Source organism: Bacillus sp. LM 4-2, assembly GCF_000978495.1.
Taxonomy (GTDB): Bacteria; Bacillota; Bacilli; order Bacillales; family Bacillaceae; genus Bacillus; species Bacillus subtilis.
Window position 1 is genome coordinate 754,222 of the sequence record NZ_CP011101.1, and the last position, 25,400, is coordinate 779,621.

The 25,400-nt window shown below is 48.7% G+C and carries 20 protein-coding genes and 1 pseudogene; 16 read left to right on the forward strand and 5 right to left on the reverse strand.

From position 1 onward, the window contains the following. Positions 1–90 precede the first annotated feature (90 nt). The 10 genes from rhgW to bslm_RS03855 all read left to right on the forward strand — a co-directional run bounded on the left by rhgW (position 91) and on the right by bslm_RS03855 (position 14,917). Positions 91–1,935: a rhamnogalacturonan lyase gene (gene rhgW, locus bslm_RS03810; protein ID WP_046380848.1), complete on the forward strand. Its 1,845-nt coding sequence runs from the start codon at positions 91–93 to the stop codon at positions 1,933–1,935. Positions 1,936–1,981: 46 nt separating this feature from the next. Next, positions 1,982–3,820, forward strand: coding sequence for a rhamnogalacturonan exolyase (rhgX, locus tag bslm_RS03815; protein ID WP_046380849.1), 1,839 nt, complete (start codon positions 1,982–1,984; stop codon positions 3,818–3,820). A 157-nt stretch (positions 3,821–3,977) separates the two neighbouring features. After that, positions 3,978–4,631, forward strand: a complete 654-nt coding sequence (locus bslm_RS03820; protein ID WP_017695600.1) for a rhamnogalacturonan acetylesterase — start codon at positions 3,978–3,980, stop codon at positions 4,629–4,631. Between the two features lie 7 nt (positions 4,632–4,638). Next, a complete protein-coding gene (gene yesZ, locus bslm_RS03825; RefSeq protein WP_046381488.1) occupies positions 4,639–6,630 on the forward strand; it encodes a beta-galactosidase YesZ in 1,992 nt (663 codons plus the stop codon). A gap of 43 nt (positions 6,631–6,673) precedes the next feature. Further along, positions 6,674–9,247, forward strand: a complete 2,574-nt coding sequence (locus bslm_RS03830) for an exo-rhamnogalacturonan lyase family protein (RefSeq protein WP_046380850.1) — start codon at positions 6,674–6,676, stop codon at positions 9,245–9,247. A 121-nt stretch (positions 9,248–9,368) separates the two neighbouring features. Next, positions 9,369–10,883, forward strand: a complete 1,515-nt coding sequence (locus bslm_RS03835; protein ID WP_046380851.1) for an extracellular solute-binding protein — start codon at positions 9,369–9,371, stop codon at positions 10,881–10,883. A 54-nt stretch (positions 10,884–10,937) separates the two neighbouring features. Next, a complete protein-coding gene (locus bslm_RS03840) occupies positions 10,938–11,894 on the forward strand; it encodes an ABC transporter permease (protein ID WP_038428575.1) in 957 nt (318 codons plus the stop codon). 13 nt (positions 11,895–11,907) lie between these two features. Beyond that, positions 11,908–12,795 (forward strand): carbohydrate ABC transporter permease, encoded by an 888-nt coding sequence (locus bslm_RS03845; RefSeq protein WP_003242715.1) that lies wholly within the window; start codon positions 11,908–11,910, stop codon positions 12,793–12,795. Positions 12,796–12,803: 8 nt separating this feature from the next. Then, complete coding sequence (gene lplD / locus bslm_RS03850; RefSeq protein ID WP_038428576.1) at positions 12,804–14,147, forward strand: alpha-galacturonidase LplD; 1,344 nt, start codon at positions 12,804–12,806, stop codon at positions 14,145–14,147. 74 nt (positions 14,148–14,221) lie between these two features. Continuing rightward, positions 14,222–14,917, forward strand: a complete 696-nt coding sequence (locus tag bslm_RS03855; protein WP_015252601.1) for a DUF421 domain-containing protein — start codon at positions 14,222–14,224, stop codon at positions 14,915–14,917. Positions 14,918–14,953: 36 nt separating this feature from the next. Here bslm_RS03855 and hmoA read toward each other — a convergent pair whose 3' ends face one another. The 3 genes from hmoA to bslm_RS03870 form a co-directional block, all read right to left on the reverse strand. After that, entirely contained in the window at positions 14,954–15,280 is a 327-nt protein-coding gene (hmoA, locus tag bslm_RS03860; RefSeq protein WP_003243958.1) for a heme-degrading oxygenase HmoA, read from the reverse strand. A gap of 103 nt (positions 15,281–15,383) precedes the next feature. Then, the gene (locus bslm_RS03865) at positions 15,384–15,746 is read right to left on the reverse strand and encodes a VOC family protein (RefSeq protein ID WP_003233803.1); all 363 of its coding nucleotides are present in this window, start codon (positions 15,744–15,746) and stop codon (positions 15,384–15,386) included. A gap of 91 nt (positions 15,747–15,837) precedes the next feature. After that, positions 15,838–16,428 carry a hypothetical protein gene (locus bslm_RS03870; protein ID WP_038428577.1) on the reverse strand — a complete coding sequence of 197 codons (591 nt, stop codon included), beginning with the start codon at positions 16,426–16,428 and terminating at the stop codon, positions 15,838–15,840. 197 nt (positions 16,429–16,625) lie between these two features. Between bslm_RS03870 and bslm_RS03875 the strand changes: the two genes are divergently transcribed. The 4 genes and pseudogenes from bslm_RS03875 to bslm_RS03885 form a co-directional block, all read left to right on the forward strand. After that, on the forward strand, positions 16,626–17,498 hold the full coding sequence (locus bslm_RS03875) for an STAS domain-containing protein (protein WP_038428579.1): 873 nt from the start codon (positions 16,626–16,628) through the stop codon (positions 17,496–17,498). Between the two features lie 154 nt (positions 17,499–17,652). Continuing rightward, complete coding sequence (locus bslm_RS20425) at positions 17,653–17,820, forward strand: YezD family protein (RefSeq protein WP_003244522.1); 168 nt, start codon at positions 17,653–17,655, stop codon at positions 17,818–17,820. A 109-nt stretch (positions 17,821–17,929) separates the two neighbouring features. Then, positions 17,930–18,574 (forward strand): Bax inhibitor-1/YccA family protein, encoded by a 645-nt coding sequence (locus tag bslm_RS03880; RefSeq protein WP_038428581.1) that lies wholly within the window; start codon positions 17,930–17,932, stop codon positions 18,572–18,574. A gap of 63 nt (positions 18,575–18,637) precedes the next feature. Then, positions 18,638–18,790: pseudogene (locus bslm_RS03885) on the forward strand (DMT family transporter); the annotation flags it as partial. 23 nt (positions 18,791–18,813) lie between these two features. Here the strand turns inward: bslm_RS03885 and yetL are convergent. Next, positions 18,814–19,317 (reverse strand): transcriptional regulator YetL, encoded by a 504-nt coding sequence (gene yetL, locus bslm_RS03890; RefSeq protein WP_038428583.1) that lies wholly within the window; start codon positions 19,315–19,317, stop codon positions 18,814–18,816. 162 nt (positions 19,318–19,479) lie between these two features. Between yetL and bslm_RS03895 the strand changes: the two genes are divergently transcribed. Further along, positions 19,480–20,589 (forward strand): FAD-dependent oxidoreductase, encoded by a 1,110-nt coding sequence (locus bslm_RS03895; RefSeq protein ID WP_015715487.1) that lies wholly within the window; start codon positions 19,480–19,482, stop codon positions 20,587–20,589. Between the two features lie 34 nt (positions 20,590–20,623). Here bslm_RS03895 and bslm_RS03900 read toward each other — a convergent pair whose 3' ends face one another. Further along, a complete protein-coding gene (locus tag bslm_RS03900; RefSeq protein WP_003233793.1) occupies positions 20,624–21,694 on the reverse strand; it encodes a DUF3900 domain-containing protein in 1,071 nt (356 codons plus the stop codon). A gap of 149 nt (positions 21,695–21,843) precedes the next feature. Here bslm_RS03900 and cypD point away from each other — a divergent pair, with 149 nt between their 5' ends. Continuing rightward, positions 21,844–25,029, forward strand: a complete 3,186-nt coding sequence (cypD, locus tag bslm_RS03905; protein WP_038428584.1) for a bifunctional P-450/NADPH--P450 reductase — start codon at positions 21,844–21,846, stop codon at positions 25,027–25,029. Positions 25,030–25,400: the final 371 nt, after the last annotated feature.

Genomic DNA, 25,400 nt, shown 5'->3' on the forward strand with positions numbered 1-25,400 from the left:
ATGCAAAAAAGTGAAATTGAAGACAGCTCACACAGCGCATAAAATCCAATTTAAGTAAGCGCTTACAGATGAATGAGAAGGAGCTGTCTGATGATTACACAAAGGAAACGCATGTTTACCGCTGTTACGTTGCTGGTCTTGTTGGTGATGGGAGCCTCTGTATGTCCTGTGAAAGCTGAAGGGGCAGCGCGGCAGATGGAAGCGCTGAACCGGGGGCTTGTAGCGGTCAAGACGGACGGGGGCATTTTTGTCAGCTGGCGGTTTCTTGGAACCGAAAACGCATCTGTTTTGTTCAATGTGTACAGAGACGGGCAAAAACTGAATGCTGCGCCTGTCAAAACAACGAACTATGTGGATAAAAACGGATCGGCGGGCTCAACGTATACGGTTCGGGCTGTTGTAAACGGTACCGAACAGCCGGCTTCTGAAAAAGCCTCCGTATGGGCGCAGCCGTATCATTCCGTCCCGATGGATAAACCGGCTGGCGGCACGACGCCAAAGGGTGAAGCTTACACGTACAGCGCTAATGACGCAAGTGTTGGCGATGTGGATGGTGACGGGCAATACGAGCTGATCCTGAAATGGGACCCGTCTAACTCAAAAGACAATTCACAGGATGGCTATACGGGTGACGTGCTGATTGACGCGTATAAACTGGATGGCACAAAGTTATGGCGGATCAATCTCGGCAAAAACATCAGAGCGGGCGCGCACTACACCCAGTTTATGGTGTATGACCTTGATGGTGACGGAAAAGCGGAAGTGGCAATGAAAACGGCAGACGGGACAAAAGACGGCACGGGCAAAGTAATTGGAGATGCCAATGCAGATTACAGAAATGAACAGGGGCGTGTGCTTTCAGGCCCTGAATATCTCACTGTGTTTCAAGGTTCAACCGGGAAAGAGCTTGTCACCGCAAATTTTGAACCGACGCGCGGCAATGTGTCGGATTGGGGAGACAGCTACGGCAACCGTGTTGACCGTTTTCTCGCCGGCATTGCCTACCTTGATGGACAGCGGCCGAGCCTGATCATGACCAGAGGGTATTACGCTAAAACCATGCTAGTTGCCTATAACTTCAGGGATGGAAAGCTGTCAAAGCTTTGGACGCTGGACTCCTCAAAGTCAGGAAATGAAGCGTTTGCTGGACAGGGGAATCACAACCTGAGCATCGCGGACGTTGACGGGGATGGAAAAGATGAGATTATTTTCGGCTCAATGGCTGTTGATCATGACGGGAAAGGCATGTACTCGACCGGATTAGGCCATGGGGATGCCCTTCATACAGGAGATCTTGATCCGGGCCGGCCGGGGCTTGAGGTGTTTCAAGTTCATGAGGACAAAAATGCAAAATACGGCTTATCTTTTCGGGATGCTGCAACCGGAAAAATCCTTTGGGGCGTTTATGCCGGCAAGGATGTAGGCCGGGGAATGGCTGCTGATATTGACCCGCGTTATCCGGGACAGGAGGTGTGGGCAAACGGTTCTCTCTACTCAGCGAAAGGGGTCAAAATCGGAAGCGGGGCTCCGTCCTCGACCAACTTCGGCATCTGGTGGGACGGCGATCTGCTGCGGGAACAGCTGGACAGCAACCGAATTGATAAGTGGGATTATCAAAACGGCGTATCGAAAAATGTGCTGACTGCATCAGGCGCAGCGGCTAACAACGGCACAAAAGCAACACCAACGCTTCAGGCTGATCTGCTCGGTGACTGGCGCGAGGAAGTGGTGTGGAGAACGGAGGACAGCAGTGCACTGCGCATTTACACGACGACCATTCCGACTGAGCACAGGCTGTATACGCTGATACACGATCCGGTGTACCGGCTTGGCATCGCCTGGCAAAATGTCGCCTATAACCAGCCGCCGCACACAAGCTTCTTTTTAGGAGACGGCATGGCGGAACAGCCAAAACCAAATATGTATACGCCTTAACTGAAAGGGGGAAGGAACGGGCTGCGCGCAGCCCGTTCCCATTAAAATGAAACCAAAAAAGAGGCAAATGGAATACCTGACCAGAGGTTTGATTGCGGTAAAGACAGAACAGGGCGTGTTTGTCAGCTGGCGTTTTCTCGGCACGGATCATGAGACGACGGCTTTTCACCTTTATCGGGATGGAAAGCGGATCACCCGCGATCCAATCGATGAAAGCACTAATTTTCTCGATCAAAATGGAACGGCTGACTCTGTTTATCAAGTGGCGGCTGTCAATAAAGGACGGGAAGAAAAGCTTTCCAAGGAAGCTCGTGTTTGGCAGGAAAATGTCCTGGAGGTTCCGCTTGCCAAACCGGAAGGCGGTGTGGCGCCGGACGGAAAGCCGTACACTTACAGCGCCAATGATGCCAGTGTCGGGGATATAGACGGGGATGGAGAATATGAAATGATCCTGAAGTGGGACCCATCCAATTCAAAAGACAACGCTCATGACGGTTATACCGGGGAGGTGCTCATAGATGCCTATAAACTGGACGGCACCTTTTTGTGGCGCATCAACCTCGGCAGAAACATCAGAGCGGGCGCTCATTACACGCAATTTATGGTGTATGACCTTGACGGTGACGGAAAAGCAGAAATCGCCATGAAAACAGCTGACGGCACAACAGACGGGAAAGGACATATCATCGGTGATGAGCATGCCGATTTTAGAAATGAACAGGGAAGGATTCTGTCCGGACCGGAATATTTGACGGTGTTTAAAGGAGAAACCGGTGAGGCGCTCACGACCGTGGAATATGAACCGCCCCGCGGCAAACTGGAGGATTGGGGAGACGGCTATGGAAATCGGATGGACCGTTTTCTCGCCGGGATCGCTTATTTGGATGGGGAGCGGCCGAGCCTCGTGATGGCGCGGGGCTATTATACGAGAGCCGTTCTCGTAGCATACGATTTCAGAAACGGAAGGCTCAAAAAACGCTGGCTATTTGACTCCAACCAGCAGGGCCATGAAGCGTACGCAGGACAGGGGAACCACAGCTTGAGCGTGGCAGACGTTGACGGAGACGGAAAAGATGAAATCATATACGGCGCAATGGCTGTCGATCATGACGGAACCGGCCTGTACTCAACGGGGCTCGGGCACGGAGACGCGATGCATGTAGGGGATCTGGACCCGTCACGAAAAGGGCTTGAAGTGTTTCAGGTGCATGAGGACGCCACGAAGCCGTACGGACTGTCACTCCGAGATGCCGGAACCGGTGAGATATTATGGGGCGTCCATGCTGGAACTGACGTTGGCCGGGGCATGGCGGCTCATATTGACCCAAGCTACAAAGGATCGCTTGTCTGGGGAATTGATCCGCCGGGCAATGATGGCATGTCGTATGGGCTTTTCACGAGCAAAGGCGAAAAAATCAGCGACAAAGCGCCCGCTTCAGCCAATTTCGCCATATGGTGGGACGGTGATTTGGTCAGAGAACTGCTTGATCATGACTGGGACGGAACGATCGGCAGGCCAAAGATTGAAAAATGGGATGCTGAAAACGGCTGTCTGAAGACGATATTTCAGCCGGCCGGCGTGCTGTCCAACAACGGCACGAAAGGAAACCCGGTTCTTCAGGCCAACCTGTTCGGAGACTGGCGGGAAGAAGTGATATGGAGAACGGAAGACAGCAGCGCGCTCCGTATCTATACAACGACACATCTCACCCGCCACCGCTTTTACACGCTGATGCATGATCCGGTTTACAGGCTCGGCATCGCCTGGCAGAATACCGCCTACAACCAGCCGCCGCACACGAGCTTTTACCTCGGAACGGGAATGAAAAAACCGCCGAAGCCCGTCCTGTACATAGCGGGAAGCAAAGCGGAGGCGCCGCTGTAGGAGGACTAAGGGATAAGACGCAAAGGCTGAACGCTACGACAAGATGATTAACGAACGGGCAGGACGAACCAATGCTCAAGCGCTGTACGCACCGGTCTTTTCAAGGGAAGAGCTATCCGTGATGGAAGCTGTATAAAAAACGAGGAGGAATGAAAAAATGGCAAATCATATTTATCTTGCCGGCGATTCGACTGTTCAAACGTATGGAGACAGCACAAATCAAGGGGGCTGGGGGCAGTTTCTCGGCTCGCATCTGCCTGAGCATATTCAAGTGATAAACAGAGCGATCGGGGGAAGAAGTTCGAAAACATTTGTCGAAGAGGGCAGGCTTCAGGCGATCCTTGATGTGATTGAGCCGGATGATTGGCTGTTCGTGCAGATGGGCCATAATGACGCGTCGAAAAATAAGCCGGAGCGCTACACCGAGCCCTACACTACTTATAAACAATATTTAAAGCAGTATATCGCAGGCGCACGGGAAAAAGGCGCCCATCCGCTTCTCATTACCCCCGTAGCCCGCTTTCATTACGAAAATGGCGTGTTTTTGAACGATTTTCCAGATTACTGCATTGCCATGAAGCAGACGGCTGAAGAGGAGAATGTCCAGCTCATTGATCTGATGGAGAAAAGCCTTGCTTTCTTTACTGAGAAGGGCGAGGAAAAAGTGTACACCTATTTTATGGTTTCAGAAGGGATTAACGATTACACGCATTTTACAAAAAAAGGCGCAAATGAAATGGCGAAACTTGTGGCAAAAGGCATAAAGGAGCTCGGCCTGCCATTGACAGAATCGATCATCAAAGAAGGGTGAAAATGTGATGAGAAAACTGTATCATGGCGCTTGCTATTATCCGGAATTATGGGATGAAGAGACGATTCAGCAGGACATTGACATCATGCGTGAAGTTGGCGTAAATGTTGTGCGGATCGGTGAATTTGCCTGGTCTGTCATGGAACCTGAAGAAGGAAAAATTGACATCGGTTTTTTCAAAGAAATCATCGCCCGGCTGTATGACAGCGGGATCGAAACGATTATGTGCACGCCGACGCCTACCCCGCCGATTTGGCTGTCACACGACCGGCCCGAACGCATGCATGTCAATGAAAAAAGAGAGATCATGGGGCATGGCTCCCGTCAGCACGCCTGCACGAACAACCCGTATTTCCGAAAAAAAGCCGCCATCATCACCACAGCCATCGCCAAGGAGCTTGGCCGGCTCCCGGGGCTGATCGGCTGGCAGCTAGATAATGAGTTTAAATGCCATGTTGCAGAATGCATGTGTGAGACATGCTTGCGCTTATGGCATGACTGGCTCAAAAATCGCTATGGGGTGATTGAGCGGTTGAATGAAGCTTGGGGAACCGATGTGTGGAGCGAAACCTATCAGACGTTTGAGCAAGTCCCGCAGCCGGGACCGGCCCCGTTTCTGCATCATGCCTCTTTAAGCACTATGTATCAGCTGTTTTCGATGGAGATGATCGCTTCGTTTGCGGATGAACAGGCCAAAATCATCCGCTGCTATTCAGATGCGCCGATCACGCATAACGGATCAGTCATGTTCAGCGTGGACAATGAGCGAATGTTTCAGAATCTCGATTTTGCCTCCTATGACACGTACGCTTCGCAGGAAAACGCCTCTGCCTTTTTATTGAACTGTGATTTATGGAGAAATTTGAAACAGGGGCGCCCGTTTTGGATTTTGGAAACGAGTCCGTCGTATGCCGCCTCGCTTGAAAGCTCCGCTTACCCGCACGCAGACGGGTATTTGCAGGCCGAAGCCGTATCGTCCTACGCCTTAGGGAGCCAGGGATTTTGCTACTGGCTATGGCGACAGCAGCGTTCAGGCAGCGAGATTTCCCACGGTTCGGTTCTCAGTGCCTGGGGCGAACCCACCATTGGCTACCAAAATGTGCTGGCGGTTGAGCGGGCAAGAAAGGAAATCGAGCCTATTATTCTATCGACTGAACCCGTTCAAGCCGAGGCGGCGATGACTTACTCTGACAGAGCAAAAGCATTTATTAAAACTGAGCCTCACCGGGGACTCCGGCATCGTTCGCTTGTGACGCATTTTTATGAACGTATTCTCAACACGGGGATTCACCGTGACCTTATTCCGGAAGGCGCTCCGCTGGACGGCTACCGCTTGCTGTTTACGCCATTTGTGCCGTATTTGTCTGCTGAATTTATCAAAAAAGCTTCGGCATTCGCTGAAGCGGGCGGCATCTGGATCGCCGGGCCGCTGACAGGAGGGCGCACATGCGAGCATACGATTCATACCGATTGCGGACTTGGCGAACTTGAGAAAACGTCAGGGATCAAAACACTGTTTACCTTTCCGATGAATGAGAACGTGAATACAGGAAAAGCGTTTGGCATCACGGCGCCGCTCGGACTATGGAGCGCGGTGTTTGACACAGAGAGCGGAAACACCCTTGGCACGGTTGAATCAGGACCGGGGGCGGGCCATGCATTTCTGACGGAACGGAATTACGGCGAGGGGAAAATTGTCATGCTGGGCTCGCTTCCATCCGGGAAAGAAGGGGATGCGATGCTGGAAGCGCTCGTTAGGCATTACGCGGAGGAAGCTGTTATTTCCAGCCGGTCGGATGTTACGCCCGGCACAATCGTTGCCCCGCGCAAAGGCGATAACGGCCTTGTGTGGATCATCGTGAATATGGATGGAAAAGGAGGAAGTGTGACACTGCCGGAAGCGGGAACAGATCTGTTGACGCACCGCTTGGAAAAGGCGGGGAGGCTGGCGGTCGGACCGCATGAATACCGTGTGATTCAATTTGACAATCCCAGCTGATTCTTTGCATCGAATCAGCTTTTTTCTATGGAGGGAGAGACCGATGAAAAAGATCAAATGGTTATCAGGACAGCCAAAGGTGATAAGCGGTGTGACGTGGGGCGTGCCATGGAAAAAAGGAGAATTAAAAAAGGGTGACCGTCTGGCGCTTATGAATAAAAACGCGGAAACGCGATATGTGCAAAGCGAACCGTCGGCCTATTGGCCGGACGGGAGCATCAAGTGGACAAAGCACGCGGCGGTGTTTGGCGGTAAGGAAAACCAAAACTTTATCGTGCAAAAAAGAGAAGTCCCGCAGCCAACTGAATCGCTCAGTATTCATGAGACAGAGCATGATTTCCAAGTGGATACAGGAGCACTCGTTTGTACCATTGATAAAACAGGATCTGATTTCATTCAATCATTGCAGATCAATGGAAAGCCGATCGCCGCAGGCGGGAGGCTCGTTGCCATAAGAGAAACGAGAAAGGAGTCAGCGGCGGAAACGGTTCTTTTGCATGAAAGGTCTGTCAGCTTTATCAAACGGGCTGCGATTGAGCAGAGTGGTCCTGTCAAAGCAGTAGTCAAAATCGAGGGAGTGCATGTGCTCCATAAAACGAATGAAGAATGGCTGCCGTTTGTCATCCGATTGACGTTTTATGCCGGGCTGTCTGAGATCGGCCTTGTGCACACGCAGCTGATTGACAGGAGCGGTAAACAAGAATTCATTAAGGGGCTCGGTATCGAATTTGCCCTTTTTTTGGAGGGAGAGCCGTACAACCGCCATTTCCGCTTTGCGGGAGAGAAAGGGATGTACAAAGAACCCGCCCAGCTATTTGGCACACGTAAATTCAATGAACGGTATCCGCTTTATGAAAAACAAATCAATGGCGAAATGCTGTCTCCAGATGAAGAGCATAAGGAATGGTTTGCACATGGCACACAGAATGCGGTTTGGGAAGATGTGAAGCTTGTTCAGGATTCCAGCGATCATTACAGCCTGTCAAAACGGACCGGAAAAGATTATGCGTGGGTTGGAATGCTGCATGGCAGCCGGGCGAAGGGGCTTTGCTATGCGGGCGGAGAAAATGGCGGTGTGGCTCTCGGCCTGCGGTATTTCTTTGAGAAATACCCTTCAGCACTGGAAATCACAGGTCTTGCCGGCAGCCGCCCCAAAATGACCGTCTGGCTTTGGCCCCCGGACGGCGAAGCGATGGATTTGCGGCATTATACAGGAAACACCCACGTGGCCAGCGCGTATGAAGGCTTTGATGAAATGCGCTCTGATCCGACAGGCATTGCGAACACAAATGAAATCAGCCTGGCGTGCTTTTCGCACATGCCGTCTGACGAAGTCCTTAATGCACTCGCTGACAAATGGCAGGCGCCGCCGCTCATTGTATGCGAGCCGGACGTTTATTACGAATCAAAAGCACTCGGGGTTTGGAGCATCATTGACACATCCCATCCGCTCAAAAAAGAGCTGGAAGAACAGCTTGATGCGGCCTTTCTGTTTTATAAAAAGGAAGTAGAGCAACGCAGATGGTACGGTTTTTGGCATTATGGCGATGTCATGCATACGTATGACCCGATCCGGCATATGTGGCGGTACGATCTCGGTGGATACGCATGGCAAAACAATGAGCTCGTTCCGACCCTATGGCTGTGGCAGGCGTTTTTCCGCTCAGGCAGAGAGGATATCTTTCGCATGGCAGAAGCCATGACCCGCCATACGAGCGAAACGGACAGCTTTCACCTCGGTGAATACGCCGGGCTTGGTTCACGGCATAACGTTGTGCACTGGGGATGCGGCTGCAAGGAAGCGAGAATCAGCATGGCCGGGCTTTATAAATTCTATTATTATCTGACGGGTGATGAGCGGACGGGAGATCTTTTGACAGAAGTGAAGGATGCCGATTATGCCCTCGTCAAAACCGATCCGATGCGCGCTTTTTACGAGAAAGGCAAGCACCCGACTCACGCCAGAACGGGACCGGACTGGGCGGCGTTTTGCTCGAACTGGCTGGCGGAATGGGAGCGGACCGAAAATCCGAAATATCTCAAAAAAATCGAAACGGGAATCAACTGTCTGAAGCTGCTGCCGCTCCGCTTATTATCCGGCCCGACATTTGAATATGACCCGGCGACCTCGATGCTTCATCACATGGGAGACGGCATTGCGGGCGGATATCATATGATCATTGCCTTCGGCGCGCCGCAAGTGTGGATGGAGCTGGCTGAGCTTCTTGATGACCGGGAATGGGAGGATATGCTGAGTGAATTCGGCGAATTTTACACACTCAGTGATGAGGAAAAACGGAAAAAAAGCGGAGGCGCTCTTCATGACAGGCATTTTCACTGGCCGATGTTCGCCGCCGGTATGACAGCCTACGCCGCGAGAAAAAAACAAGATCCTCATCTCGCCGCCAAAGCGTGGAATCTTTTGCTCGATGATAAGCTCAGCCATACGCCGCTTCCGATCAAACCGGAGCGCATCGAGACATGGACGCAGCTAGAGGAGCTTCCATGGGTGACAACGAACACTGTCTCTCAATGGTGTTTAAATGTCATAGCGGCGCTGGAACTGATCGGAGATTCCCTTCCGGCAAAAAAAGAAACATCGGGCAAAAAAGGATAACAGCCGGAATTTCATAGGAGAAATGGTGCAAAAAATGAAGATTGCAAGAATTTATGTAAGCGCTTTATATTGAGAGGGGCAAAGGGGAAATGCAAATTGAAAAAAGGGGGACTTACGCAACATGAAAATAAGAATGCGAAAAAAATGGATGGCCTTGCCGCTTGCTGCCATGATGATCGCCGGATGCAGCCATTCGGAAACATCCAATTCAGCAAGCGGTTCGAAAGATACGATCAAAATTATGGCGCCGCTCTTATCGCCGGAAAGCCCAAGTGATAAGAGCCCTTCATTAAAAGCGCTCGAAAAATACACAGGCAAAGAGATTAAGGTCACATGGGTGCCTGATTCATCCTACAACGACAAATTCAACATCGTCATGGCTTCAGGAGAGATGCCTCACGCGATTGTCATTAAAGATAAGTCAGCCGGCTTTATCAAATCTGTCAAAGCAGGGGCGTTTTGGGAGCTGTCTCCTTATTTAAAAGACTACAAGAATTTAAGCCAGGCAGATGAAAAGATTTTGAAGAACAGCTCGGTGAACGGCGAGGTGTACGGAATCTACAGAACGAGGGATCTGATCAGGGCGTGTATGATCTTCAGAACCGACTGGCTGAAAAATGTCGGTCTGGATATGCCGGAAACGCTTGATGATTTCTATGAAGTGCTGAAAGCCTTTAAGGAAAAAGATCCTGACGGAAACGGCAAGGATGATACGTACGGCATGGTCGTGCCGAAATGGATGGGACTCGGCAACGGAAGCCCATGGGATGTTCTGCAAATCTGGTTCGGCGCTCCGAACCGCTACGGTGTTGAAAACGGAAAGCTGATTCCAGATTTTACAACGAAGGAATACATGGATGCGCTCACGTTTTTTAAAAAGCTCTATGATGAGGGCTTGATCAATAAGGACTTTGCTGTCATGGATTCTGCGAAGTGGAATGATCCGGTTGTAAAAGGAAAAGCGGGTGTCATCGTTGATACAGGCTCAAGAGCGTCTCAAATCCAAAGCGCGATGGAGGAGGCGGATGAGGATGAGTCGAACAAGGATATCATTGATATCGTCGGCTCGCTTGAGGGACCGAATGGCAAGCGCACCTTCCCGACATCTGGTTATTCAGGCATGATCACGATACCAAAATCAAGCGTCAAAACCGAAAAAGAGCTGAAAGAGGTGCTGTCCTTCCTCGATAAGATGAATGATAAGGAAGCGCAGATTCTCACGAACAACGGAGTGAAGGGCCGCAATTACGAGCTCAAGGACGGCGTATTCACCTCACTTGAAAAAAACAATAAATCTCTCCTGTATGAGCATGAAGGCTTGGCACAGTTCAGCATGTCGATTCCGAAAAGCGAGTATTACATCGAAGACCAGAAAACCAAGCTCTTCCAGCATCGCAAGGACATCATAACCGAAGGAGAAAAAATAGCCGTCTTTAACCCTGCTGAGTCGCTTGTATCTGATGTCTATACCCAAAAAGGAGCCCAGCTTGACAACATCATCCTCGACGCGAGAACACAATTTATCATTGGAGAAATTGATGAAAAAGGGTTCGCTGATGCAGTGGAGCTTTGGAAAAAAAGCGGCGGCAATGACCTGATGAAGGACTTGAACAAATTGTACCAATCGTCAAAATAAACCGATGCGCCTGCCTTTCGGCGGGCGCCCCGGTATCACGAAAGGAGAACAGATATGGAAACAGTGCCGAAGAAGGGAGATGCACCTGTTCTCACCGCTGGAAAAGGCATCAGCTGGATGGCTGCGCTCAAACGGGACAAATGGCTTTATCTTCTTCTTATTCCCGGTCTGCTTTATTTCTTGATTTTCAAATACTTGCCGATGTGGGGTGTGCTGATCGCTTTTAAAGACTATTCGCCATATCTCGGCTTCTGGAAAAGCGAATGGGTCGGCTTTGATTATTTCAAAGACTTTTTTATGAATCCGGATTTTTTCCGGCTGCTGCGCAACACCCTCATGCTGGCGAGTCTGGATCTTTTGTTTGCCTTTCCCGCGCCTCTCATTTTGGCCCTGCTTTTGAATGAGGTAAGAAAGGCTGTGTATAAAAGATGTATCCAAACCTTTATTTACGTACCCCATTTTGTATCATGGACAATTGTGATCAGCATCACCTTCGTTTTTTTTACTGTCGATACAGGTGTGATCAACAAAATGATCATGAGCCTGACAGGTGAGCAGATTTCTTTCTTGTCGGATGCAGACTGGTTCCGGCCAATGATTGTGATGCAAAGCATTTGGAAGGAGACGGGCTGGGGAACGATTCTATTTTTGGCAGCGCTTGCTACGGTTGATCAAGAGCAGTATGAAGCGGCCATCATGGACGGAGCGGGGCGGTTCAGGAGAATGTGGCATATTACGCTGCCGGCGATTAGAAGCACCATTATCGTTTTGTTGATTTTAAGAATCGGCAGCTTTTTGAATCTAGGCTTTGAACAGGTGTATTTGATGACGAACTCGCTCAACCGCAGTGTGGCTGACATCTTCGACACGTATGTGTACATGATGGGGATTACCCAAGGGGCGTATAGCTACAGCACGGCGGTCGGTTTGTTTAAATCAGTTGTCGGGATTATCTTGATTTTTGGCGCCAATTACATTGCGAAAAAGTTTGATCAGGAAGGATTGTTTTAGAGGAGGGAGAGGTATGGCTGAAATTCACACGATGCACAACACCAAAGCCGGACGGGTGTTTGACGTCTGCAACATTCTGTTTCTCGGCGGTGTCGGCGCGATTACCATTTTGCCGTTTTTATATATTATCGCCGGTTCCTTTGCGACAGAAGCGGAACTCGCCCAGCGGAGCTTCTTTATTTTCCCGAAAACCTTTACACTTGATGCTTACAAGTATGTGTTTTCGACACCGACGTTCCTTCGAAGCATGGGCGTGTCCATCTTCATCACGGTGGTTGGGACGGCTGTACAGCTGTTTTTTACCTTCACGATGGCGTATCCGCTGGCGAAACGGCATGTGAAGGGACGGAATCTGCTGTTGAATCTGGTGATTTTCTCCATGCTGTTTTCAGGCGGCATGATTCCGACGTACCTTGTCGTAAAATCACTTGGCCTTTTGGATACGTATTGGGCATTGATTCTGCCGATGGCGATTAATCCGTTCAACCTTATTATTATCAAAAACTTCTTTCAGCAGCTGCCGCGCGAGCTGGAGGAATCAGCAAAAATTGACGGCTGTTCCGAAATCGGCGTCTTCTGGCGGATCGCCCTGCCTCTGTCAAAGCCGGTCATAGCGACCTTTGCGCTGTTTTATGCGGTCGGGATTTGGAATGATTTCTTCCACGCTCTCTTATATATCAATGACAGTGCAAAATGGCCGCTGCAAATGGTGCTTCGCCAAGTCACGATTTTATCGGATTTAACGGCGACCAATGGCGATACGATGCAAAATGCCGTTCCGCCGGAGCAGGGAATTAAACTCGCTGTCATTGTCATAGCGACGCTGCCGATTTTGGCGGTCTATCCATTTTTACAAAAACACTTTGCAAAGGGGATGCTGATTGGTTCGGTGAAAGGCTGAGAAAGGGAGTGTTTCATATCAGTACATTAGATCGGATTAAGATTGCCTATATCGGCGGGGGGTCCCAAGGCTGGGCCAGAAGCCTGATGAGTGATTTGTCGATTGATGAACGGATGTCAGGCACGGTGGCGCTCTATGATCTTGATTTTGAAGCCGCTCAGAAAAATGAAGTGATCGGCAATCACAGCGGGAACGGCAGATGGAGATATGAGGCTGTTTCTACTTTGAAAAAGGCGTTATCAGCCGCGGATATCGTCATTATTTCCATTTTGCCGGGATCACTGGATGATATGGAAGTCGATGTCCACTTGCCTGAGCGCTGCGGTATTTATCAGTCTGTAGGTGATACTGTCGGGCCTGGAGGGATCATCAGGGGCTTGCGTGCTGTGCCGATATTTGCGGAAATTGCCCGGGCAATAAGAGACTACGCACCTGAATCATGGGTCATTAATTATACAAACCCGATGTCTGTCTGTACAAGAGTGCTGTATAAAGTGTTTCCCGGCATCAAAGCGATTGGCTGCTGCCACGAGGTATTCGGGACGCAAAAGTTATTGGCGGAAATGGTCACGGAAAGGCTGGGGATTGAGGTGCCGCGGCGTGAGGATATCCGCGTTAATGTGCTCGGCATTAACCATTTTACATGGATCACAAAAGCCTCTTACCGCCATATTGACCTGCTGCCTATATTCCGTGAATTCAGCGCGCACTATGGGGAATCAGGAGGATATGAGCTGGAGGGGGAAAGCTGGAGGGACAGCGTCTTTTGTTCGGCACACCGTGTTGCGTTTGATTTATTTGAAACGTATGGCGCCATCCCTGCTGCGGGAGACAGGCATCTGGCAGAGTTTCTTCCCGGCCCATACCTCAAACAGCCTGAAGTATGGAAATTTCATCTCACACCTATATCATTCAGAAAACAAGACAGAGCTGAGAAACGACAAGAAACAGAACGGTTGATCGTGCAACAACGAGGCGTTGCTGAGAAAGCTTCGGGAGAAGAAGGCGTGAATATCATAGCGGCTCTTCTCGGATTGGGTGAACTCGTCACAAATGTAAATATGCCGAATCAAGGCCAGGTCTCAAACCTTCCTATACAAGCCATTGTCGAAACAAACGCATTCATCACAAGGAACCGTGTCCAGCCGATTTTGTCCGGAGCGCTTCCGAAAGGTGTGGAAATGCTGGCGGCTAGGCATATATCCAATCAGGAGGCAGTGGCGGAAGCAGGTTTAACAAAGGACACTGGCCTCGCGTTTCAAGCCTTCCTCAATGACCCGCTTGTCAAGATTGACCGCAGTGATGCAGAGCAGCTTTTCAATGACATGCTCCAATTCACCATGCAACGTTGAGCGGAGCTTTTCCGGTTTAGAAAGGAAAGCATTGACCATACTGATAGTATAATCAAGAAGTAGGTGCTATCAATATGGGAAATTATTTAAGCGTTGCGGTAGAACTGGTCTGCGGTCTAGGCATTTTATTTATCATCTTAAAGCTTCTCGGGAAAACCCAATTTTCTCAAATTACGCCGTTTGATTTTATCTCTGCTTTAATTTTAGGAGAATTGGTCGGAAATGCCGTTTACGATCATGAAATCAAAATCAAAGAAATTATTTTTGCTTCGCTATTGTGGGGCGTGCTGATTTATATTATTGAATTTATCACGCAAAAAATGAAATCATCGCGAAAGTTCTTGGAGGGCGAGCCGAATATCGTCATCCGCAAAGGGGAGCTTCAATATAAAGTATTGAAGAAAAATAAGATGGACATTAACCAGCTGCAAAGCCTTTTGAGGCAAGCTGGGAGCTTTTCGATCCAAGAAGTAGAATATGCGATTTTGGAAACAAACGGGATGGTCAGCGTGCTTCCAAAATCAGACTTTGACAAACCGACCAATAAGGATTTGCAGGTTCCTTCGAAGTCTGTTTCCCTGCCAATCACGTTAATCATAGATGGAGAGCTTGTCCGGGATAATCTGAAGGAAGCAGGTGTGGATGAACAGTGGCTGAAGCAAGAATTGAAAAAGAAGAACATTGATAAGACAGAGGACGTGTTATTTGCAGAATGGCATAAAAATAAGCCGCTGTATACCGTAACATACGAACAAAGCAGATCAACATGACTCTTAGAAAAAAGCTTGCAGCAAGGCGCAAGCTTTTTATTGATTGTATGTCCCTTGTTTGACAGCACGTACATGGTACATGCTCACTTCAGTGCTGATCAGATAGTCAGGCTTTGGTTTGCCTTTGTTTGCTTTATGGCCGGCGATATGCGCATCGCTTTTTTCCCATTGCTTCCAGTGATCCTCTGATTCCCAGCGAATCATGACAACAACTTCTTCATCACCGCGGCGCACATTTTTCTCAAGCACTGTCACATCAATTAAACCTTCTTGTTTTTCAATGATTCCTTCAGCGCTGAAACGTTCTATGACTTTATCTGCAAAGCCTTCTTTAACCGTCATTTTTCTCAACTGTACAAACATTTGTCTCACTCCAATCATTCTCACATATGAATAATTGTAAATGAAATTCATTCTCAAAGTCAAAGAAAGCGCAGGGCGGAATCGAACCGCCGTGCGCAACAGTTTATTCTTTTAATAAAAACACATTTCCGTCTTCGTCCTTAAATTGAACGAAGGTGCCCCACTCCATTTGATTGGGCTCACCGAGAAATTCTACACCGTTTGTCTTCATTTTCTCGTATGTACCAAAGATGTCTTCGCATTCAAACACAATAGAAGCCTTCATTTGCTCTGAGCCTTTCATCATGGCTTTCGGGTAAATGACTAAACGAGTCTCGGCCCCTTTTGGCGCAACCTCCAGCCAGCTTGCTTCAGGTCCCATTGGGTGGTCCGCTGCAATATCAAAGCCTACCTTCTCTGTCCAAAATTGCTTCGCTTTCTGCTGGTCCTCGACATATACAGCAACAGTGCCAATTTGTTTGATCATAGGGAAACCTCCAAGTTGAAAAGATAATAATACTATAACCTGTTTACGGCCGAAGTAACATAAAAAAATCAGCCGGGAAACCGGCTGATTTTTAAAATGAGCAGCTGACAACATCGATGTGATTTGTGTCTAAGGCGAAATAAACCCAGCGGCGCCGTGAGGAATCCCAATAAAAGCCGCCGACGGATCTTCTGCCAAGGATAATTGGGTAGAACCAAAATGAGCGGCCATTGGTTAACCAAACATAGGTAAATCGGAAAAGGCAAGGACGAATGGTGATTGGTTCAACTAACAAAACGGCTCCTTGAGAACCCTGCGGTTTTGGGGGTTTCGCTGGTATTTGGGAAGGAGGAGGTCCCTGCGGCGCACCGCCGAAGCCTGGGCTGGCACCGCTGCCAATACCAGGGCCGGAGCCGCCGCCAAAGCCTGGAACAGCGCCACCGCCAATGCCAGGGCCGGAGCCGCCGCCAGAGCCCGGAACAGCGCCGCTGCCAATGCCAGGGCCGGAGCCGCCGCCGAAGCCCGGAACAGCGCCGCCGCCAATGCCAGGGCCGGAGCCGCCGCCAGAGCCCGGAACAGCACCGCTGCCAATGCCAGGCCATGGATATCGGTATTCATATTCAAAAGCAGGCCAAGGCTCATAAAAATGCCCCGCTAACATATAAGGATCAACATAATACATGTGATAACGTCCTTTCTCATTGTAAACTGTACATTGCAGTTTATGCGGGCGGACTCTTATTGGTGCATTCGCCTAAGGATATGAAGCAGGAATGCTCTCAGAGAGCAGAATCATTTGATTTTTCTCTAGTCTTATTCACAATTCCGATTTATCATTTTATAATGAAAGTGCTTCTATTACGAAAAAGGAGACAGACCGTGAATATCGATCAATTATTATATCAATATATCATAGACAACACTGCGGATATTACTGAGAAATGGTTCAGTTTGCGTTGCCAGCTAAAAGGCGAGCTATATTCCGCCAGCCATTTAAGTGAAGAAACGAAAACACTTTTAACCGAGCAGCATACATTTACCAATATAACAATCGCAAGCGCTTTTCTGGAGGATCAAACCGATTTTCAAGAAAACATGACAAAATGGGCGCAAAACGTTGCGAAAAACAGGGTAGAGCAGGATGTTCAAGTGCATGAGGTCGTAGAAGCCATATCCAACTCTAGAATCTCATTCTGGGACGCAGTCGCCACATTTATAAAAGAGAATCAGGAGATTGTGACAAATGAGGATGCAGACCGATGGAACCGCATTGTGAATCAATCGTTCGATAAGCTGATTATTGAATTCTCCGAGCAGTACCAAAAATTCATGCTGATGAGGCTCACATCTCAGCAGGAACTGATCTCAGAGCTTGGCTGCCCGGTCATTTCCATTGCCGATGGAATCGGGATATTGCCGCTTATCGGCTCCATTGATACAAAACGGGCACATGTCATTTTAGAAACAGTGCCGGTCCGCTGTGTCGAGAGAAAAATCACAAGCCTCGTCGTTGATCTTTCAGGTGTTCCGATTGTGGATACCATGGTGGCTCAGCAATTGTACAACCTGTCTAAAACGCTTTTCTTATTAGGCGTCAAAGCCGTATTTTCAGGGATTCGCCCGGATGTGGCCCAAACTTCGATTCAATTGGGGCTTGATTTTAGTGAATATGAAACGTACGGCACGCTGAAGCAGGCATTAGAAAATATGGGTGTCCGCTGTATTGTTGAGGAATTGGAAGAAAACAAATAGGAATTTTCCAGGCATATGATTGACCGTCACCGGGTGATCATATGCCTTTTTGATTTGAACAGAAATCACCATTGATTTATCAAAAAAAACATAATATTATAATTCTTATAAGAATACTGTGAATTAAAACCTATTCAACAGGGGGGAAGGTCTTTTGGTTTCTAAATCAACGATTGATCCGGAAGTGATTGAAAAAATAATCAGCTCGCTGGAAACACTCGATTTCGGCACCGTTCAGATTACGGTTCATGATTCTCAGATTACCCAAATTGAGAAAATAGAAAAGCACCGTTTTTCGCTGAAAAGGAAAGAATCAAAATGATAATGTAAAGGGCGTTTGTTTTCATTAAATTCTCCTTAAAACATATACATATTTCATCCAATTTTTATATAATAGACCTTTAAGATCATTTTTTAGGAGGATTTTTGACATGCAAGCTACGGTTCACGAGAGTAAGCAATCGATCATGCAACGCATTTTGACAGTCTTTGTCTTCACTTTGCTGATCGCGACTGTCGGCCTTTTTATCGGCCAATTTGTTCCTGCCGCTTTGATGCTGCCGCTTTCTATTCTTGAAGTGGCGATGATTATTCTGGCCTTCTGGATGCGCAGAAGAAAAGCGGTCGGGTATGCGTTTGTATATACATTCGCGTTTGTTTCCGGCATTACCTTATTTCCGATCGTCAGCCATTACGCTTCCATCGCCGGCGCCTATGTCGTGCTTGAAGCCTTTGGCTCTACATTTGTCATTTTTGCCGTCTTAGGCACAATCGGAGCAAAAATGAAGAAGGATTTATCCTTCCTGTGGTCCTTTCTGCTGGTAGCGGTGCTCGCCCTCGTTGTGGTAGGGATTTTCAACATTTTCAGCCCGTTAAACTCAGCGGCGATGATGGCGTATTCCGTGATCGGAACCATCGTCTTTTCCCTTTACATTTTGTATGATTTGAATCAAATCAAACACCGCCACATTACGGAAGACTTGATTCCGGTTATGGCGTTATCGCTGTACCTAGACTTTATCAACTTGTTCATCAACCTGCTCCGCTTCTTCGGCATTTTGAGCAGTGATGATTAATGAAAAAGCGCCTGTCTTTGGATAGGCCCTTTTTGCTATACATAAAAAGGCAGGTGGAGTCGTGCGTCTGTCATGTTGTCAGGCGTGATATTAAAGGAGCCGTTTGAGCTTGTGCATTTGATTGGCATTGCATGTGTCATCGGCGGCATATTTGTTACGGTCATAAAGAAAAAACAGCCGGATGCGTATCCGGCTGCAGAAGAAAAGACGCTATAGCCTGTCCGGATCGGACGGGTTTTTTAGTCTTTAAACACGCTCAGCCTTTCAAAAAGATCACCAAGCATCTTCACGAACATGTCTTTTTCCTCGTCGCTGTAGTTTTCCATGACCGCTGAGATTTTGCTGAAATGGCCGGGCAGAAATTCCTCAAGGCGTGCTTTGCCTTCCGTTGTCAGTTCAATGCTGATTTTTCGTTTATCCTCTGTGTGATGCCTGCGCCTGACAAAACCGTCCCTCACCAGTCCGTCCAGCAGGCCTGTAATCGTCGCTTTCGTGACGTTTGACTGTTTGGCAAGCTCTGTCGGACTTAACCTATGATCCTTGGCATCAAAGAGCAGCATCAGGATTTTGAATTTTCCTTCTGAAAGCCCTCGGCCAGCAAAGTAATGCTCCATCACATGATTCATTTTTTTTGAAATATCAAAAAGAGATAAAAACAATTCAAGAGAGCCGGCGTCAATATTGGCATACGTTTCGGCGTGCTCTGTTATATGCTTATATTTCGGTAAATGTTTTAATTCCATCGCAAGTAGCTCCCGTACATTCGTTGTGACACGATTATAAAGGAGGGAAAACCATAACGCAACTTGGCTTGGAGATGATTGACAGCTTTTCTTGGGACATAGTAAGGTTATATAGTTAGGCGCCTAACTAATACATATAGAGCTGAAAAGGTGGTTATTGATATGAAACATATGTTAATTGCAGGAGGCGGCATCGGCGGCTTGTCAGCGGCCATTTCTCTCCGTAAGGCAGGGTTTTCCGTCACCTTATGTGAAGCGGCTTCAGAAAACCGAAAAACAGGTGCGGGGATTCTTCAGCCGCAAAACGCACTGGCGGTGTTGAAAGAACTGGGCGTATTCGAAGAGTGCTGTAAGCACGGCTTTCAAACAGAATGGTTTAAAACGTTTGATGAACAGGGGAATTTGCTGTTTCAAGTCAGTGAATCCTTTTTAGACGATTCACTTCCGGGACGCAATAATATCCTGCGCAAAACGTTAAATGACATTCTCATGAAGCATGCCGAGGCAGTGGGTGTAGACATCAAGTGGGGGAAAAAGGTTGTCGCTTATGAAGAAACAGCTGAATCGGTCACTGCCGTATGTGAAGATGGAGAAAAGATGCAGGCTGACATTCTGGCGGGCTTTGACGGCATTCACTCCGTTGTTCGCGATATAATGCTGCAAAAGGAGACGGAAAAAGAGCATCTCGGCATGGGAGCGTGGCGCTTTTATATCGAACTTCCTGATTACACATTCGAGGACGCAACATTCATGTATAGAAGCGGAGACACACAAATCGGGGTGGTGCCATTGGCAGAACACGCTGGCTATGTCTTCGTCCTCCAGCCTTGCACGAGCGATTACTGGGATGAGGAAGATACCCGGTTTGATAGAGTAAAAGAGATTCTTTCTAGTTTTCGGGGGCTGGATTTTGTCACAAAGCACATGTCAAAACAGCATCCTGTCATCTTTAACAAACTGGAGCAGGTCGCCGTGCAGGAGCCATGGCATAAAGGCCGCGTCATCATCGGAGGAGACGCCGCCCACGCCGGCGCGCCGACCCTGGCGCAAGGAGCGGCAATGGCGATCGAGGATGCCATCGTCCTCGCCGAAGAACTCCAAAACCACGCCGACCACGAAACAGCATTACAGGCGTACTACAAAAGAAGAGCCCCACGAGCGCTCAAAGTCCAGAACCTATCATCGGAAATCGTCCGCCGTGGGCTGAAAGGAGAGCCGGGAGCGGAAGAACTGATTGGGGAGTGCTATGCGGTGTTGAGGGAAGGGTATTAAATAGGAAAAGTCCAGAAAGTGATTTCTGGACTTTTTAATCTTGCTCTGTTTTATTCCTTATCCGCTCAATCACCTCATGCAGCCCCTCAGGCTTATAAAACTCCACCGGTGAACTGCCTTTCTCAAACGAAATCGTCTCGGCTTCAATCAGCGCGACATAGCGCCCGTTTACTTTTGCGAGATGAATAGAATCGCCAAAATCCGCTAGCAATCCCTTAATCTCTGTTTCTCCGACTTTCATTTTCAGCTGGGCCTCTGGCGTGTGCTCGATGATTTGGGCGGAGGCTTCGATGACTTGATGGGTGTCGAGGCGCTCTTGGATTTCCCGCTTTTCGCTTGCTTCCCAAATCTCAATGTCGTGCTCGAACTGCTTGAGCTCTTCGCTGTTGTCTTCAAATGTCTCGTAGACGTGCTCCTGTACCATGTTCATGACCTGGTTTTTCATGATTTCCGGCATCGATTCTCCGTACTCGACGAATTTCAGAAAGTCCTCAAAATAGCGGGCGTGCGAGGCCTGGTGGATTTTCAGTTCACCTTCCTCGACCATTCCTTCCTCTGGCATGTACGGGTATTGGATGCTTTTCATGTTTTTTGTCGTGATCGCCATTTCGACTTTTTTAATGAGAGAAGACGCGTCAGAGATGCGGGCGACCTTCGGCTCAAAATCACATTTCATAATGAAGACAAATGACTCATCAAAGTATTTTCTCGGTACGGCCGAAGCGACGAGAAACACGCCGCCGCGAACCGCGCTTGTGTCAAGGTACGTGCGGACGAACTGCTCGCTCAGCTCATTGAAGTCTTCTTTTGTTTCCGCCAGACGCGCGCGGTTGAACATGTTGTAGTTTGGGTTGGAATCGAGCTCGTGGCCGGGCTCGACGATAAAATGGCCGATTTTCGTCGGCACCTGCTCGGACTGCGGATGGCGGTCTGCTTTCCGTTTGACGATTTTTTTCAGTTCCCCGTCGAGAAAGTCCTTCAGCTCGCTTTCTTCAAATTCGCCCGTATCAAGGGTCTGGAAGTGCTTGAACTGCTTGTTCGCCTGCTCATCTTTGCCTTCCACCTGTATGACATAAAAGGATAAAAACCGAATTTCAAAATCCATATATAAACTCACCTTATTCGCGTATTGTACAGCTTCTCAAGTATAGAAAAAACAGCGATCATGCGTCAATTGGGAGAACGGAATAATCATGACCATGAAAGGGAAATGTAGTCAAATAGAAGGCATCTCATACGGAAAGGAATGGTTCGATGAAGGAAACAAGCCCGATTCCTCAGCCGAAGACGTTTGGGCCGCTCGGCAATTTGCCTTTAATCGATAAAGACAAGCCGACGCTTTCGCTGATCAAACTGGCGGAAGAACAGGGCCCGATTTTTCAAATCCATACACCCGCGGGCACGACCATTGTAGTGTCCGGCCACGAATTGGTGAAAGAGGTTTGTGATGAAGAACGGTTTGATAAAAGCATTGAAGGCGCCTTGGAAAAGGTTCGCGCATTTTCCGGTGACGGATTGTTTACGAGCTGGACGCATGAGCCTAACTGGAGAAAAGCGCACAACATTCTGATGCCGACGTTCAGCCAGCGGGCCATGAAGGACTATCATGAGAAAATGGTCGATATCGCTGTTCAGCTCATTCAAAAATGGGCAAGGCTCAATCCGAATGAAGCAGTCGATGTCCCGGGAGATATGACCCGGCTGACGCTCGACACCATTGGGCTATGCGGGTTTAACTACCGCTTTAACAGTTACTACAGAGAAACGCCCCACCCGTTTATCAACAGCATGGTGCGGGCGCTTGATGAAGCGATGCATCAAATGCAGCGGCTTGATGTTCAAGATAAGCTTATGGTCAGAACAAAGCGGCAATTCCGCCATGATATTCAAACGATGTTTTCGTTAGTCGACAGCATTATTGCAGAGCGCAGGGCGAATGGAGACCAGGATGAAAAAGATTTGCTCGCCCGCATGCTGAATGTGGAAGATCCGGAAACGGGTGAAAAGCTCGACGACGAAAATATCCGCTTTCAAATCATTACGTTTTTGATTGCCGGCCATGAAACAACGAGCGGCCTGCTTTCCTTTGCGACTTATTTTTTATTGAAGCATCCTGACAAACTGAAAAAGGCGTATGAAGAGGTCGATCGGGTGCTGACGGATGCAGCGCCGACCTATAAACAAGTGCTGGAGCTTACATACATACGGATGATTTTAAATGAATCACTGCGCTTATGGCCGACAGCTCCGGCTTTCAGCCTTTATCCAAAAGCAGACACAGTCATTGGCGGGAAATTCCCGATCACGACGAATGACAGAATTTCTGTGCTGATTCCGCAGCTTCATCGTGATCGAGACGCTTGGGGAAAGGACGCAGAAGAATTCCGGCCGGAACGGTTTGAGCATCAGGACCAAGTGCCTCATCATGCGTACAAACCATTCGGAAATGGACAACGGGCCTGTATCGGCATGCAGTTTGCCCTTCATGAAGCCACACTTGTGCTGGGCATGATTCTAAAATATTTCACGCTGATTGATCATGAGAATTATGAGCTTGATATCAAACAAACCTTAACACTTAAGCCGGGCGATTTTCACATCAGGGTTCAAAGCCGTCATCTGGAAGCCATTCATGCAGACGTCCGGGCAGCTGAAAAAGCCGCGTCTGATGAGCAAAAGGAGAAAACGGAAGCAAAGGGCACATCAGTCATCGGTCTTAACAACCGCCCGCTTCTCGTGCTGTACGGCTCAGATACCGGCACCGCAGAAGGCGTCGCCCGGGAGCTTGCTGATACTGCCAGTCTTCACGGCGTAAGGACAGAGACAGCACCTCTGAACGACCGGATTGGAAAGCTGCCGAAAGAGGGAGCGGTTGTCATTGTGACCTCGTCTTATAATGGAAAGCCGCCAAGCAATGCCGGACAGTTCGTGCAGTGGCTTCAAGAAATCAAACCGGGTGAGCTTGAGGGCGTCCATTACGCGGTATTTGGCTGCGGCGACCACAACTGGGCGAGCACGTATCAATACGTGCCGAGATTCATTGATGAGCAGCTTGCGGAGAAAGGCGCGACTCGGTTTTCTGCGCGCGGGGAAGGTGATGTCAGCGGTGATTTTGAAGGGCAGCTTGACGAGTGGAAAAAAAGCATGTGGGCGGACGCCATTAAGGCATTCGGACTGGAGCTGAATGAAAACGCCGATAAGGAACGAAGCACGCTAAGCCTTCAGTTTGTCAGAGGGCTGGGCGAGTCTCCGCTCGCTAGATCGTACGAAGCCTCTCACGCATCCATTGCCGAAAATCGTGAACTCCAGTCCGCAGACAGCGATCGAAGCACTCGCCATATCGAAATTGCATTGCCGCCGGATGTTGAATATCAAGAGGGCGACCATCTTGGCGTATTGCCAAAAAACAGCCAAACCAATGTCAACCGGATTCTCCACAGATTCGGTCTGAAGGGAACCGATCAAGTGACATTGTCTGCAAGCGGCCGCAGTGCGGGGCATCTGCCATTGGGCCGTCCTGTCAGCCTGCATGATCTTCTCAGCTACAGCGTCGAGGTGCAGGAAGCAGCCACAAGAGCGCAAATACGTGAACTGGCCGCTTTTACAGTGTGTCCGCCGCATAAGCGCGAATTAGAAGAACTGACAGCAGAGGGTGTTTATCAGGAACAAATATTGAAAAAACGAATTTCCATGCTGGATCTGCTTGAAAAGTACGAAGCATGTGACATGCCGTTTGAACGATTTTTAGAGCTATTACGCCCGTTAAAACCGAGATATTATTCGATTTCAAGCTCTCCAAGAGTGAATCCGGGGCAAGCATCAATCACAGTCGGCGTTGTGCGCGGCCCGGCGTGGAGCGGCCGTGGCGAATACAGGGGTGTGGCATCAAATGATTTAGCTGAGCGTCAAGCCGGTGATGATGTCGTGATGTTTATCCGCACACCGGAATCCCGGTTTCAGCTTCCGAAAGACCCTGAAACGCCAATCATTATGGTCGGACCTGGCACGGGAGTCGCGCCATTCCGCGGTTTCCTTCAAGCCCGCGAAGTTTTAAAGCGGGAAGGGAAAACGCTCGGTGAAGCTCATCTCTATTTTGGATGCAGGAACGATCGTGATTTTATATACCGCGATGAGCTTGAGCAGTTTGAAAAAGACGGAATTGTCACTGTCCACACAGCCTTTTCCCGCAAAGAAGGCATGCCGAAAACGTATGTCCAGCATGTCATGGCTGCCCATGCAGAAACGTTAATATCAATTTTTGATCGCGGAGGCAGGCTTTATGTATGCGGTGACGGCAGCAAAATGGCCCCGGATGTGGAGGCGGCACTGCAAAAGGCGTATCAGTCTGTCCATGGCACCGGGGAGCAAGAAGCGCAAAACTGGCTGAGACATCTGCAGGATACCGGTATGTACGCTAAGGATGTCTGGGCAGGGATATAGATAAAGAAGACTGGAGACATCCAGTCTTTTTTGTCCTATCGAAAAAATGGTGATCGCGCTAAACATTCATGCATACAATAACTTCAGTCCGCCGGAAGGGCGGGCTGTCTGCAAAACCTATTTTTCGTTTTTGCTAGTTTATGTTATTCTTATACTCGGTATCTATTTCTTTTTTCAAAGGCACACATGACAAAAGAAATCCTTTTTTTATTTCCGAGAAAAAAATGTGAAACGAAATGAAGGTTTCTTTCGTCCAGTGATTGGTTTCCAAATGGTTGTAATAAAAATGATATGGTGCGAAACATAAATATTCCGGCTTGCCGCGGTGTATTTCTTGTTGTGTGATGCCTTGATTTTGTTTGGAAAGAAGG

What these genes read in the sequence shown, in the direction of transcription:
- rhgW (WP_046380848.1), top strand. Translation starts at nt 91, where the DNA reads ATGATTACACAAAGGAAACGCATGTTTACCGCTGTTACGTTGCTGGTC.
- rhgX (WP_046380849.1), top strand. Translation starts at nt 1,982, where the DNA reads ATGAAACCAAAAAAGAGGCAAATGGAATACCTGACCAGAGGTTTGATT.
- bslm_RS03820 (WP_017695600.1), top strand. Translation starts at nt 3,978, where the DNA reads ATGGCAAATCATATTTATCTTGCCGGCGATTCGACTGTTCAAACGTAT.
- yesZ (WP_046381488.1), top strand. Translation starts at nt 4,639, where the DNA reads ATGAGAAAACTGTATCATGGCGCTTGCTATTATCCGGAATTATGGGAT.
- bslm_RS03830 (WP_046380850.1), top strand. Translation starts at nt 6,674, where the DNA reads ATGAAAAAGATCAAATGGTTATCAGGACAGCCAAAGGTGATAAGCGGT.
- bslm_RS03835 (WP_046380851.1), top strand. Translation starts at nt 9,369, where the DNA reads ATGAAAATAAGAATGCGAAAAAAATGGATGGCCTTGCCGCTTGCTGCC.
- bslm_RS03840 (WP_038428575.1), top strand. Translation starts at nt 10,938, where the DNA reads ATGGAAACAGTGCCGAAGAAGGGAGATGCACCTGTTCTCACCGCTGGA.
- bslm_RS03845 (WP_003242715.1), top strand. Translation starts at nt 11,908, where the DNA reads ATGGCTGAAATTCACACGATGCACAACACCAAAGCCGGACGGGTGTTT.
- bslm_RS03855 (WP_015252601.1), top strand. Translation starts at nt 14,222, where the DNA reads ATGGGAAATTATTTAAGCGTTGCGGTAGAACTGGTCTGCGGTCTAGGC.
- hmoA (WP_003243958.1), bottom strand. Translation starts at nt 15,280, where the DNA reads ATGTTTGTACAGTTGAGAAAAATGACGGTTAAAGAAGGCTTTGCAGAT.
- bslm_RS03865 (WP_003233803.1), bottom strand. Translation starts at nt 15,746, where the DNA reads ATGATCAAACAAATTGGCACTGTTGCTGTATATGTCGAGGACCAGCAG.
- bslm_RS03870 (WP_038428577.1), bottom strand. Translation starts at nt 16,428, where the DNA reads ATGTATTATGTTGATCCTTATATGTTAGCGGGGCATTTTTATGAGCCT.
- bslm_RS03880 (WP_038428581.1), top strand. Translation starts at nt 17,930, where the DNA reads ATGCAAGCTACGGTTCACGAGAGTAAGCAATCGATCATGCAACGCATT.
- yetL (WP_038428583.1), bottom strand. Translation starts at nt 19,317, where the DNA reads ATGGAATTAAAACATTTACCGAAATATAAGCATATAACAGAGCACGCC.
- bslm_RS03895 (WP_015715487.1), top strand. Translation starts at nt 19,480, where the DNA reads ATGAAACATATGTTAATTGCAGGAGGCGGCATCGGCGGCTTGTCAGCG.
- bslm_RS03900 (WP_003233793.1), bottom strand. Translation starts at nt 21,694, where the DNA reads ATGGATTTTGAAATTCGGTTTTTATCCTTTTATGTCATACAGGTGGAA.
- cypD (WP_038428584.1), top strand. Translation starts at nt 21,844, where the DNA reads ATGAAGGAAACAAGCCCGATTCCTCAGCCGAAGACGTTTGGGCCGCTC.